General features: G+C 63.8%; 10 protein-coding genes and 1 pseudogene. 5 read left to right on the forward strand and 6 right to left on the reverse strand.

Annotated features, from left to right (window positions below; all coding sequences use genetic code 11):
• Positions 1 to 73: 73 nt before the first annotated feature.
• Positions 74 to 829 (reverse strand): GntR family transcriptional regulator, encoded by a 756-nt coding sequence (locus ACM62G_RS02700; protein ID WP_054056870.1) that lies wholly within the window; start codon positions 827 to 829, stop codon positions 74 to 76.
• 218 nt (positions 830 to 1047) lie between these two features.
• On the opposite strand from ACM62G_RS02700, the gene ACM62G_RS02705 reads away from it, so the two are divergent.
• On the forward strand, positions 1048 to 2238 hold the full coding sequence (locus tag ACM62G_RS02705) for a benzoate/H(+) symporter BenE family transporter (RefSeq protein ID WP_273824128.1): 1191 nt from the start codon (positions 1048 to 1050) through the stop codon (positions 2236 to 2238).
• A gap of 131 nt (positions 2239 to 2369) precedes the next feature.
• Here the strand turns inward: ACM62G_RS02705 and ACM62G_RS02710 are convergent.
• From ACM62G_RS02710 to ACM62G_RS02720, 3 genes and pseudogenes are all read right to left on the reverse strand, one after another.
• Positions 2370 to 4336: pseudogene (locus tag ACM62G_RS02710) on the reverse strand (HAMP domain-containing methyl-accepting chemotaxis protein).
• Positions 4337 to 4448: 112 nt separating this feature from the next.
• Complete coding sequence (locus tag ACM62G_RS02715; protein WP_273824130.1) at positions 4449 to 5873, reverse strand: PLP-dependent aminotransferase family protein; 1425 nt, start codon at positions 5871 to 5873, stop codon at positions 4449 to 4451.
• A 250-nt stretch (positions 5874 to 6123) separates the two neighbouring features.
• Entirely contained in the window at positions 6124 to 6885 is a 762-nt protein-coding gene (locus ACM62G_RS02720) for an SDR family oxidoreductase (protein WP_419736649.1), read from the reverse strand.
• 250 nt (positions 6886 to 7135) lie between these two features.
• Between ACM62G_RS02720 and ACM62G_RS02725 the strand changes: the two genes are divergently transcribed.
• Positions 7136 to 8143 (forward strand): NADP-dependent oxidoreductase, encoded by a 1008-nt coding sequence (locus tag ACM62G_RS02725; protein WP_054056875.1) that lies wholly within the window; start codon positions 7136 to 7138, stop codon positions 8141 to 8143.
• Between the two features lie 83 nt (positions 8144 to 8226).
• Here ACM62G_RS02725 and pyrF read toward each other — a convergent pair whose 3' ends face one another.
• Positions 8227 to 8925 (reverse strand): orotidine-5'-phosphate decarboxylase, encoded by a 699-nt coding sequence (pyrF, locus tag ACM62G_RS02730; RefSeq protein WP_054063910.1) that lies wholly within the window; start codon positions 8923 to 8925, stop codon positions 8227 to 8229.
• Positions 8926 to 9185: 260 nt separating this feature from the next.
• Here pyrF and eat point away from each other — a divergent pair, with 260 nt between their 5' ends.
• From eat to ACM62G_RS02745, 3 genes are all read left to right on the forward strand, one after another.
• On the forward strand, positions 9186 to 10550 hold the full coding sequence (eat, locus tag ACM62G_RS02735; protein WP_054056877.1) for an ethanolamine permease: 1365 nt from the start codon (positions 9186 to 9188) through the stop codon (positions 10548 to 10550).
• 121 nt (positions 10551 to 10671) lie between these two features.
• The gene (locus tag ACM62G_RS02740; RefSeq protein WP_081005883.1) at positions 10672 to 10839 is read left to right on the forward strand and encodes a DUF2897 family protein; all 168 of its coding nucleotides are present in this window, start codon (positions 10672 to 10674) and stop codon (positions 10837 to 10839) included.
• Between the two features lie 99 nt (positions 10840 to 10938).
• Positions 10939 to 11499 (forward strand): TetR/AcrR family transcriptional regulator, encoded by a 561-nt coding sequence (locus ACM62G_RS02745; RefSeq protein WP_017906749.1) that lies wholly within the window; start codon positions 10939 to 10941, stop codon positions 11497 to 11499.
• 68 nt (positions 11500 to 11567) lie between these two features.
• Here ACM62G_RS02745 and ACM62G_RS02750 read toward each other — a convergent pair whose 3' ends face one another.
• Complete coding sequence (locus tag ACM62G_RS02750) at positions 11568 to 11894, reverse strand: ComEA family DNA-binding protein (RefSeq protein WP_054056878.1); 327 nt, start codon at positions 11892 to 11894, stop codon at positions 11568 to 11570.
• Positions 11895 to 11931: the final 37 nt, after the last annotated feature.

An 11931-nucleotide genomic window follows, 5' to 3' on the forward strand; every position in this document is an offset into this window, starting at 1 on the left:
TCCGGCTCCCACAGGTTGCTCCAGTACACGCAGAATATGTGCCTGCCCCTTGTGCAGGAACCTCAGTTAAGACCTAGGGCCTTGCCGACGGCCGCTTGGTCTGCAGCAGGTGGGAAAACACCGCATGCAGATCATCCGATGCACTGTCGTCGTCGAGATTGAGCTTGCTGTCGATATGGTCCATGTGGTGCATCATCAGCTCCACCGCCTGCGCCGCATCCCGCGCCTCGATGGCATCGATCAGTTGGCTGTGCTCGTCATAGGAACAGTGCGAGCGATTGCCGCTTTCGTATTGAGCAATGATCAGCGAAGTCTGCGACACCAGGCTGCGCTGGAAGCTGATCAGCGGGGCATTCATCGCCGCTTCCGCCAGCTTCAGGTGGAACTCGCCGGACAAGCGGATCCCCGCCCCGCGATCCCCCCGGGAAAAGCTCTCGCGCTCGTCGCGGACCATCTGCCGCAGCTCGGCCAACTGCTCGGCCGTCGCATGCTGCACCGCCAGTTCGGTGATCGCCTTTTCCACCATGCGCCGGGCGAAGAACACCTGGCGGGCTTCCTCGACGCTCGGGCTGGCCACCACCGCGCCGCGGTTGGGCCGCAGCAGCACCACCCCTTCATGGGCCAGGCGCGAGAGGGCGCGACGAATGATGGTCCGACTGACCCCGAAAATCTCCCCCAGCGCCTCTTCGCTCAGTTTGGTGCCGGGCGCCAGGCGCTGTTCGAGGATCGCCTCGAAGATATGCGCGTAGACGATATCGTCCTGGGTCACGCTGCGGCCGGCCTTGCCTGCTCGCGGTTGTTTCTTGAGGGGCTGCAACTGTTCGTTCATGGGTGCTCGAGTCGAAAACGGGGCAATGGACTGTCATTAGCCACAATGGATCGCTGACAAGTATCGCGTAAAATCATGGCATATTGTACACAACCTGAAGCACCAACACGACTGTACGGCTGTTTGCGGTCACGGCTGTACTGCAATAAACAGTTACCTTTGCGTTTAGGCTGCAAGTGCCATCAACGCCCCGTTTTATCCGTACAAGGAAAGCCCCCATGACCGACCTCACTCACGCGCGATTGCGCCCGCTGGCCGACACTTCGCCTTCCGCGGTGGTCGCCGGCTTCATCGCGATGATGACCGGCTACACCAGCTCGCTGGTGCTGATGTTCCAGGCCGGCCAGGCCGCCGGCCTGAGTGCCGGGCAGATCTCCTCGTGGATCTGGGCCCTGTCGATCGGCATGGCGCTCTGCAGCATCGGCTTGTCCCTGCGCTACCGCACGCCGGTCACCGTTGCCTGGTCGACGCCCGGGGCGGCCCTGCTGATCACCAGCCTGTCCGGCGTCACCTACGGCGAAGCGATCGGCGCCTATATCACCTGCGCCGTGCTGGTCACTATCTGCGGCCTCACCGGCAGCTTCGAGCGCCTGGTCAGGCGCCTGCCCGCCTCGCTGGCCGCGGCGCTGCTGGCCGGCATCCTGTTCAAGATCGGCAGCGAGATCTTCGTCGCCGCCCAGCACCGCACCGGCCTGGTGCTGGGCATGTTCTTCACCTATCTGCTGGCCAAGCGCCTGTCGCCGCGCTACGCGGTGCTCGCCGCCCTGCTGGTCGGCACCGCCCTGTCCGGGCTGCTGGGCCTGCTGGACTTCAGCGGCTTCCAGCTGGAGGTGGCGACGCCGGTCTGGACCACGCCGTCGTTCTCCCTGGCGGCGACCATCAGCATCGGCATCCCGCTGTTCGTGGTGGCCATGACTTCGCAGAACATGCCCGGCATCGCCGTGCTGCGGGCCGACGGCTACAACGTCCCGGCCTCGCCGCTGATCAGCGTGACCGGTATCGCCTCGCTACTGCTGGCGCCGTTCGGCTCCCACGGCATCAACCTGGCGGCCATCAGTGCGGCGATCTGCACCGGCCCGCATGCCCATGAGGACAAGAGCAAGCGCTACACCGCGGCCGTCTGGTGCGGGATCTTCTACGGCATCGCCGGCATCTTCGGCGCCACGCTGGCGGCGCTGTTCGCCGCGCTGCCCAAGGAACTGGTGCTGTCGATCGCCGCCCTGGCGCTGTTCGGCTCGATCATCAACGGCCTGAGCATCGCCATGAACGAGCCCAAGGAGCGTGAAGCCGCGCTGATCACCTTCATGGTCACCGCCTCGGGTTTCACCCTGTTCTCGGTGGGCTCGGCGTTCTGGGGTATCGTCGCCGGCGTGCTGACCTTGCTGATTCTCAACGGGCGCAAGGCCTGACAGCAAGGGCACGCCGGTCCGCCTTCGACACCGCACCTGTAGGAGCAGGGCTTGCCCGCGAAAGGGTCCTTGAGGCCGCTAAAAGCTTCGCGGGCAAGCCCCGCTCCTACAAAAATTGCAGACAAGTCCTACTAAGTGCGGAAGTGCCCGACCATACCCTTCAACTCCATCCCCAACTGCGCCAGCTCGATGCTGGACGCCGCGTTGCCCTGCATCGCCACCGCCGACTGATCGGCACTGGCGCGAATGCTGGTCACGCTGCGGTTGATCTCTTCGGCCACCGAACTCTGCTGTTCGGCAGCCGCGGCGATCTGCTGGTTCATCTGCTGGATCAACGACACCGCCGAGGCGATGCTGCCCAGCGCGCTCTCGGTCTGCAAGGCATCGCTGACCGCCAGCTTCACAAGCTCGCCACTGCTGCGGATCTGCTCCACCGAGGACTGCGCGGCCGCCCGCAAGGCGCTGACCAGCCGCTCGATTTCCTCGGTGGATTGCTGGGTACGCCGCGCCAGGGCCCGCACCTCATCCGCCACCACGGCAAACCCGCGGCCCTGCTCACCGGCACGGGCCGCTTCGATGGCGGCATTGAGCGCCAGCAGGTTGGTCTGCTCGGCGACGCTCTTGATCACAGCGAGCACGGTGCCAATGTTCTGGATTTCCGCACTGAGGCTTTCGATGCTTGCGCTGGTCGAGTTGGCCGAGTCCGCCAACTGCTCGATGCGCTGCATGCTCTGGCGCACCACCTGCTGGCCACTGTCGACCTTGTCGTCGGCGGTCTGCGCGGCATGTGCCGCCTCTTCGGCATTGCGCGCGACATCGTGGACGGTGGCGGTCATCTGGTTCATCGCCGTCGCCACCTGTTCGGTTTCTTCCTTCTGCGTACTGACTTCCAGGTTGGTCTGCTCGGTGACTGCCGACAGGGAATGGGCCGAGTTCGCCAACTGTTCGATCCCGGCCTGCAGGCCACTGACGATGCTGCTCAGTCCGGCAGCCATCTGTTGCATCGCCTGCATCAACTGACCGATCTCGTCACGGCGCCGCACCTCGATCGTCGCGCTCAGATCACCCGCGGCGATCTGCTGCGCCACACGGATCACACTGCGCAACGGCGCGACGATCAGGCGGGTGATCACCAGCGCCGCCACCAGACCGACCAGCAGCGCCAACGCCGAGGAAGCGATGATCAACAGCGAGTTCTTCTTCAGCTCGGCCTGCATCGACTGGTCTTCGGCGACATAGGCCTGGTTGACCCGCTCGACCACCTGGGCCGCGCGCTCATGCAGTTGCTGGTAGACCTTCTTTTCCTGCGCCAGCAGGTCGGTGTATTCGGTGAGCTTGTCATTGAAGCTGGCGATATGCCCCCGACCTCGTTGAGCACCGTCTGGTAGCCGGCGTCCTTGACCGTGCCCTTGAGTTGCTCGACGCCAGCCAGTGCCTGCTCGGCCTGCTCGATCCTGCCCTGGTTCTGGTTGTCCTCATCGCCCTTGCGGCTCTGGTCGAGGCGTACCCGCGCCTCGTTCATCGCCTGCAGCATCAGTTGCGAGACGTGACTGACCTGCGCGGCCTGCTCGAGGAATTCATTGCCGTCCTGGCCCTGGGACTGCTTGAGGGTGTAACTGCCGTCATCGGCCAAGCCGGCCTGCAGCACATCCAGGTTGTTGGCCACGCTGGACACCGACCAACTGGCCATTTCCAGCGCCAGGTCCTTGGCCTGGGTCAGCCCGACGAACTCGTCGAAGGCCTTGCGATAGGCCGCCAGGGCCTGCTCGACATCATTCATCACCGCGACGTTGGCCGGCGACTGCGCCTTGAGCGCCTGTGCCTGGGTGGCCAGCGCATCGACGCCCTCATGCAGGGCATCCACCGTCTTGGGGTTGGAGTGCAGGGCATAATCCTGTTCGAGCAGACGCACCCTGAGCAGGCTGCTGTTGAGCGCCGACATCTGCTTGAGCCCGTCGAAGCGCAGGCTGACGGCCTGCAAGGACCAGACGCCGATTGCCGCCACTACCCCGGTCAGCAGCAACACGAGGGTAAAACCGATACCCATCTTCTTCGCCATACCGAGGTTGGCGAAATGTCCTTGCACGGCAGAAATCATGGGGCGTAATCTCCGGTCGAATGCTGAAGGCGCAAGCCATTCAAGATTCGTGCAGATTCGCAACCACGGCCAGTGAAACACAAGCCTTTGGCGCCGGAATAATGGCCAAAAGCTACATCTGCGTCGTTTTCAGAATCGTCGAGGTCGATCCGGTATCACCCAGCAACCGGAAGAATTTCCGCGCCCGGCAATCCATCGCATACGCCACGTTGATCCGCAACCAGCCGGCAGAAGTCGCCCGCGGTGTGAAGGCCGAGTCCTGGGCGAGCAACACCCCGAGCTGGCGGGCACCGGCCTGGACCTGCGCCGGGTTGTAGCGTCGGCTGCGGGCCCAGACGAACATGCCGGCGGAGGGTTCGCTGAACACTTCCCAGCCGCTTTCCTCGAGCACGTCCAGGGTCGCGGCCATTTCCGTGCCCAGGCGCTGGCGCAGACGCTGGACCAGTTTGCGATAGGCGCCATTGGCCAGCAACGTGGCAACGACGCACTCGGTGAACCGCGAAGCGCCCAGGCTGGTGATCATCTTCACTTCGGCCAGGCGCTGGATGAGCCCGGAATGGGCGCGGATGAAGCCGACCTTCAACGAACTGCTCAGGGTCTTGGAGAAACCACCGAGGTAGATGACCCGCTGTTCGCCATCCAGCGCCGCCAGTTGCACCCCCGGCCCACCCTGCAGGTCGCTGCAGACGCCATCCTCGACGATCAGGAAGTCCTCCTCCTGGGCCAGTTGCAACAGTTGCGTGGCGACCGGCAGGGTCAGGCTGCTGCCCGTGGGGTTGTGGCAAAGGCTGTTGATGAACAGGCACTTGGGCCGGTGCGTGCGCAGCAATGCCCGCAACACGTCGATATCGGGCCCCGAACGGGTGCGTGGCACTTCCAGCAGTTCGATGCCCTGCAGCGTCAGTAGTCGGTAGAGATTGCCATAGCCCGGCGTTTCCACCATGACGCAGTCACCCGGTTTGAGCAGCGTGCGCACCAGCAGGTCGAGGCCCTGGGTGACTCCCAGGGTAGTCAGTACCTCGCCGTCCACCGAATGGATGCCCTTCTGGGTCAGCCGCTTGTGCAGTTGCTGGCGCAAGGCCGGCAGCCCCAGCGGCGTGCTGTAGTGGAACAGGCCCTGCATCTGCGTACGACTGACCTCGCGCACGGCATAGCCGATGTCGTCGCTCTCGCGCCAGCCCTGGGGGATCCAGCCACACCCAAGTTTCAACTCGCCCAGAGGATGCTCGCTGAAGGTCCCCCACTTGGCCTCCAGCCCCTCGTACCACTCCGGCTCGCTGGAAGCCCGGGACGCGCCAGGCATTTCCGCGACGATGAACACCGAGCCGTTGCGTGACGCCAGTACTCCCTGGGTCACCAGGCGTTCGTAGGCCTCGCTGACATTGGCCTGGCTGAGGGAGTTTTCCTTGGCCAACTGTCGCACCGATGGCAGGCGGGTGCCCGGACAGGCCCTGCTCCGGCGGATCCATTCGACGATGGCGTTGACGATTTGCTGCACGACAGGCACCAGGGCCTGCCGATCGATTTCCAGATCCATTGTATGTGACGCTCCAACGCACGGTTATTTCCCGTTAAACAGTTAACCATACAAAGCCACCACCGCCGCTTGCACAAAAAGCCTCTCCAGGCCTCGCGGCAAGTCACGCCAATCGTGGCCTGCAGCATCCTCCCTGCATGAATGAGCGAATGCTCCGACGGCACGCGCAACATCGACGGACATAAAAAAACCCGCATGTGCGGGTTATTTTTACTCTGGAACTACAGCCATCGACGAACGATGCAACCGGTCAAATGGCCGTGGCGCCGCCGTCCACCGCCAGGGAGTGACCGGTGGTGAATGCCGCACCGTCACTGCACAGGTAAAGCACCGCACTGGCGATCTCCTCGACCTTGCCGATCCGCCCCACCGGATGCATGGCCGCGGCGAACTCGGCTTTCTTCGGGTCGGCCTCGTAGGCCCGGCGGAACATGTCGGTGTCGATCACCGCCGGGCACACGGCGTTCACCCGGATGCCCCGTTTGGCATATTCGATCGCCGCCGACTTGGTCAGGCCGATCACCGCATGCTTGGACGCGGCATAGATGCTCATCTTCGGTGCGGCCCCCAGGCCGGCCACCGACGCCGTGTTGACGATGGCGCCACCGCCCTGGGCCTGCATCAGCGGCAACTGGTACTTCATGCACAGCCAGACGCCCTTGACGTTGACGCCCATGATCGCGTCGAACTCGTCCAGGGTGCCATCGGCCAGCTTGCCCTTCTCGATCTCGATCCCGGCATTGTTGAAGGCGTAGTCGACCCGGCCGTAGGCGGCGACCGCCTGCTCCATCAGCTTCTGCACCTCGGCTTCCCGGGTGACGTCACAGCGTACGAAAACCGCCTCGCCACCCGCGGCCCGAATCGACTCGACGGTGCCTTCGCCACCCGCCACGTCGAGGTCGGACACCACCACCTTCAACCCTTCGGCTGCGAAAGCCTGGGCGGTCGCCCGGCCGATTCCGGCGGCCGCGCCGGTCACCAGGGCCACCTGGCCGGAAAACGTCATGCTCATGGTTCTTGTCCTCGCAGAGTGCGTGAGAGATCGTTCGGGCTGAGTCTAGCCAGAGGCCGGCATCACGGGGCAGCACTATCAGGAGGCCGGTTAGCGCTTCATGCACCGGAGTGATAAGTTGTGGTGATAAACGCCCGCGTATCACTATCAACGCAGTGGATCGCCCCCTATTCGCCCGACCGGCAAAACTTGCCCTGGCGGCGCTCAGGGTCTATCTACAAGGCTTCATTGACCTCATCGAGTACCTGCCATGACCACCCAGAACAATCGCCAATTCCTGCTGGCCAAACGTCCGGTCGGGGCCGCGACCCGCGAGACCTTTACCTACCAGGAAGTCCCAGTGGGTGAGCCGGGCGCCAACCAGATCCTGGTCAGGAACGAATACCTGTCCCTCGACCCGGCCATGCGCGGCTGGATGAACGAAGGCAAGTCCTACATCCCGCCGGTGGGCCTGGGCGAAGTGATGCGGGCACTGGGCGTCGGCCAGGTGATCGCCTCGAATCATCCGGGCTTCGCGGTCGGCGACTACGTCAACGGCGCCCTGGGGGTGCAGGACTACTTCCTTGGCGAGCCACGCGGTTTCTACAAGGTCGATCCGAAACTGGCACCGCTGCCGCGCTACCTGTCGGCACTGGGCATGACCGGGATGACCGCCTACTTCGCGCTGCTGGATGTCGGTGCGCCGAAAGCCGGTGAAACCGTGGTGATCTCCGGTGCCGCCGGGGCGGTGGGCAGCATTGCCGGGCAGATCGCCAAGCTCAAGGGCTGCCGGGTGGTCGGGATTGCCGGAGGAGCCGAGAAGTGCCGCTTCCTGGTCGACGAACTGGGCTTCGACGGCACCATCGACTACAAGAGCGAGGATGTCGGCGCCGGGCTGAAACGCGAATGCCCCAAGGGCGTCGACGTGTATTTCGACAACGTCGGCGGCGACATCCTCGATGCCGTGCTGACCCGTCTGAACCTCAAGGCCCGTGTGGTGATCTGCGGTGCGATCAGCCAGTACAACAACAAGGAAGCGGTGAAGGGCCCGGCCAACTACCTGGCGCTGCTGGTCAATCGCGCGCGTATGGAGGGGTTCGTGGTGATGGACTACGCCGCGCAGTTCGCCGCCGCCGGGCAGGAGATGGCCGGCTGGATGGCCAAGGGGCAGCTCAAGAGCAAGGAAGATATCGTCGAGGGGCTGGAAACCTTCCCCGAGACGCTGGCGAAGCTGTTCAGCGGGGAGAACTTCGGCAAGCTGGTGCTGAAGGTGTCCTGAGCCTGCCCGCCAAGGCGCAGAGCACCTTGCCTGTAGAAGCCGGCGATGCGCCGGCTTCTACAGAAACGCGGGGGCTGTGCTGATCAGGCCAGCTCGGCGACCACCGCAGCCAGCGCCTGCGCAGGATCGGCTGCCTTGCTGATCGGCCGGCCGATCACCAGGTAGTCGGAACCGGCCTCCAGTGCCTCACGCGGCGTCAGGATGCGACGCTGGTCGTCCAGCGCACTGCCAGCCGGACGAATCCCCGGCGTCACCAGTTGCAGGCCGGGATGCGCGCTCTTCAGCGCGCTGGCTTCCAGCGCCGAGCACACCAGGCCATCCAGCCCGGCCTTCTCGGCCAGGGCTGCCAGGCGCAATACCTGCACCTGTGGCTCGACGTCCAGGCCGATACCGGCCAGGTCTTCACGCTCCATGCTGGTCAGCACGGTCACGCCGATCAGCAGTGGCTTGGGCCCGCTGCGCTGCTCCAGTACCTCACGGCAAGCCGCCATCATGCGCAGGCCGCCGGAGCAGTGTACGTTGACCATCCACACGCCCATCTCCGCCGCAGCCTTGACCGCCATGGCGGTGGTGTTGGGAATATCGTGGAACTTGAGGTCCAGGAACACCTCGAAACCCTTGTCGCGCAGGGTGCCGACAATCTCCGAGGCGCAACTGGTGAACAGTTCCTTGCCGACCTTGACCCGGCACAGTTTCGGGTCCAGCTGATCGGCCAGTTTCAGGGCGGCGTCACGGGTGGGGTAATCCAGGGCGACGATGATGGGAGTCTGGCAGGCGGACATGGAGGGCTCTCAGGCAAGTCGAAATCGGCGCGCATTGTAGCGGAACGCGGGGACGATCGGGACCCGGTGATCGGCAAATGTGCCTAACACGCGCCATAAACGCCCGCACTTGCACCAATTAAAGTCGAAATCCGGGGCAACCTCGGCGAAATATCCTCGATACGACAGCCTTTCCGGCTTTGCGACACACCTTGCGTCACTGGCACGCCGGCTGCAATCACCTGATCCGAGCAGTATCCAAACGGTTCAGGGAGAAACACATGAACACTCGACTCAAACCCACGCTGGGCACGCTGCATCTATGGGGCATCGCGGTAGGCCTGGTGATTTCCGGCGAATACTTCGGCTGGAGCTATGGCTGGGGCGTGGCCGGCACGCTCGGCTTCCTGGTGACCTCGCTGATGGTCGCGGCGATGTACACCTGCTTCATTTTCAGCTTCACCGAGCTGACCACCGCCATTCCCCATGCCGGCGGGCCATTTGCCTACAGCCGACGGGCGTTCGGCGAGAAAGGCGGGCTGATCGCCGGCCTCGCGACCCTGATCGAGTTCGTCTTCGCGCCACCGGCCATCGCCCTGGCCATCGGTGCCTACCTGAACGTGCAGTTCCCGGCGCTCGATCCCCGGCATGCCGCCGTCGGCGCCTATATCGTGTTCATGGGCCTGAACATTCTCGGCGTCCAGCTGGCCGCCACCTTCGAGCTGGTGGTTTGCATCCTCGCGGTGGCTGAACTGCTGGTGTTCATGGGTGTGGTCGCCCCGGCTTTCAGCTTCAGCCATTTCGTCCTCAACGGCTGGGCCGGTGCGGACAGCTTCGGTGCCCCGGCGATTGCCGGGATCTTCGCCGCCATCCCCTTCGCCATCTGGTTCTTCCTGGCGATCGAAGGCGCGGCCATGGCCGCCGAGGAAGCCAAGGATCCGAAACGGACCATTCCCAAGGCCTACATCAGCGGCATCCTGACCCTGGTATTGCTGGCCATGGGCGTGATGTTCTTCGCCGGCGGCGTCGGCGACTGGCGCACCCTGTCGAACATCAACGACCCGTTGCCCCAGGCAATGAAAGCCGTGGTCGGCGACAGCTCGGGCTGGCTGCACATGCTGGTCTGGATCGGCCTGTTCGGCCTGGTGGCGAGCTTCCACGGAATCATTCTCGGCTACTCGCGGCAGTTCTTCGCCCTGGCCCGCGCCGGCTACCTGCCGGCGTCGCTGGCGAAACTGTCGCGCTTCCAGACCCCGCACCGTGCCATTATCGCCGGCGGCCTGGTCGGCATCGCCGCCATCTACAGCGACGGCCTGATCAACCTGGGCGGCCTGACCCTGACTGCGGCGATGATCACCATGGCGGTGTTCGGCGCCATCGTCATGTACATCATGAGCATGCTCAGCCTGTTCCGCCTGCGTCGGACCGAGCCGGCACTGGAACGCACCTTCCGCGCGCCAGGCTATCCGTTCGTGCCCGCCATCGCGCTGGTCCTGGCGGTGATCTGCCTGATTGCCATGGCCTGGTTCAATGCCCTGATCGGCCTGATCTTCGTCGCTTTCATGGCCGCCGGTTTCCTTTACTTCCTACTCACCGGCCAACTGCGCGCTGCTGCCCCGGCAGATGCGATGCTGACCGGACTGTGAGCATCATCGGGGCCTGACGGGTTTACAATTGAACCACTGAGAAAGCGCTTCACTCAAAGTGGCAAGGGCCGCCATCGCGCACGAACCGTTCGTGCCGGAGCGGCCCATCGAGGAGAACCCTATGCCCTGGTATGCCTGGTTGATCATCGTGGTGGCAGTCGGCTCCATCGTTGGCGGCCTGATGATGCTGCGTGACACCGCCAACAAGGTGGAACTGACGGACGAACAGCGCCGACGCGTCCAGCAACGCAACGCCGAGGCGGATGCCAAGGACGCGCAGAACCGCTGACAGCCGCTGCTTGAACAATATTGAACACTTCAACAAAAAAGTATGGCAATTCACCTCCAAGTCGCAGTTATCATTGACTGCAGATTTGGAGGCTCCGCCATGCGCTATTCGCAAGACCATAAAGCCCAGACCCACGAGCGCATCATCAAGGAAGCGGCGGCCCGTTTTCGCCGCGACGGCATCGGTGCCACCGGCCTGCAGCCGCTGATGAAAGCCCTGGGGCTGACCCATGGCGGCTTCTACGCGCACTTCAAGTCCAAGGATGAACTGGTCGAAAAGGCCTTGCAGGAAGCGGCGGCGGAACTGGACGTACATTGCGACATGCTGTTCAGCCAGGACAAGCCCCTGCAGTCGTTCATCGACAGCTACCTCTCCGAGTGGCACCTGACCACCCCCGAACACGGCTGCCCGATTCCGACCATGTGCTCGGAGCTGGGCCAGCGTGGCGAACCCAGCCCAACCACCGATACGGTGATCGAATCGCGCCTCAAGCAGGTGGAAACCGCACTGGGCTCGGGGCCGGATGCCGAAGAGCAAAGTATCGTCATGCTGGCGACCCTGGTGGGCGCACTGGTGATGTCGCGCAGTGCCGAAGATCCGGAGCTGGCGAAGAAGATCCTGGAAGTGACCAAGGCGCACCTGAAGGATCAGGTCGAATAGGGCTGCAAGCTCCCCATCGCTACAGGAGACCGGTCTTTCGACCAGCCTCCAGCCTCAGTCAAACAACGTCAATTGATATCCAGCTGGTCGCGATTCCTGTCGAGAATCGCCTTGCCGATGCCTTTCACCTCAAGCAATTCATCCACCGAAGAGAACGGTCCGTTCGCCTCCCGATGGGCAACGATGGCCTGGGCCTTGGCTTCGCCGATACCGGACAGCTCGCGCTGGATGGTTTCGGCATCGGCGGTGTTGAGATTGACCTTGCCGACCTTGGCCGCAGGCGCGGCCTGGCTGGGCACCGGGGTTTGCTGCTGAGCCGCCGGTGCGGCATTGACGGCACCGCTGGCGCCGAGCAGAAGGGTTAACAGCAGGGAAGGAAGAACGCCTGTACGCATAAATGTCACTCCATGGCATCGTAGGGGAAAAGCAGCT

This window comes from Pseudomonas sp. COR18 (assembly GCF_048568395.1).
Classification (GTDB): domain Bacteria; phylum Pseudomonadota; class Gammaproteobacteria; order Pseudomonadales; family Pseudomonadaceae; genus Aquipseudomonas; species Aquipseudomonas fuscovaginae_B.

Bases quoted from the DNA above. Each gene is read 5' to 3' on its own strand.
- pyrF (WP_054063910.1), bottom strand. From the start codon at position 8,925: ATGTCCGCCTGCCAGACTCCCATCATCGTCGCCCTGGATTACCCCACC.
- ACM62G_RS02720 (WP_419736649.1), bottom strand. From the start codon at position 6,885: ATGAGCATGACGTTTTCCGGCCAGGTGGCCCTGGTGACCGGCGCGGCC.
- ACM62G_RS02745 (WP_017906749.1), top strand. From the start codon at position 10,939: ATGCGCTATTCGCAAGACCATAAAGCCCAGACCCACGAGCGCATCATC.
- ACM62G_RS02750 (WP_054056878.1), bottom strand. From the start codon at position 11,894: ATGCGTACAGGCGTTCTTCCTTCCCTGCTGTTAACCCTTCTGCTCGGC.
- eat (WP_054056877.1), top strand. From the start codon at position 9,186: ATGAACACTCGACTCAAACCCACGCTGGGCACGCTGCATCTATGGGGC.
- ACM62G_RS02740 (WP_081005883.1), top strand. From the start codon at position 10,672: ATGCCCTGGTATGCCTGGTTGATCATCGTGGTGGCAGTCGGCTCCATC.
- ACM62G_RS02700 (WP_054056870.1), bottom strand. From the start codon at position 829: ATGAACGAACAGTTGCAGCCCCTCAAGAAACAACCGCGAGCAGGCAAG.
- ACM62G_RS02715 (WP_273824130.1), bottom strand. From the start codon at position 5,873: ATGGATCTGGAAATCGATCGGCAGGCCCTGGTGCCTGTCGTGCAGCAA.
- ACM62G_RS02725 (WP_054056875.1), top strand. From the start codon at position 7,136: ATGACCACCCAGAACAATCGCCAATTCCTGCTGGCCAAACGTCCGGTC.
- ACM62G_RS02705 (WP_273824128.1), top strand. From the start codon at position 1,048: ATGACCGACCTCACTCACGCGCGATTGCGCCCGCTGGCCGACACTTCG.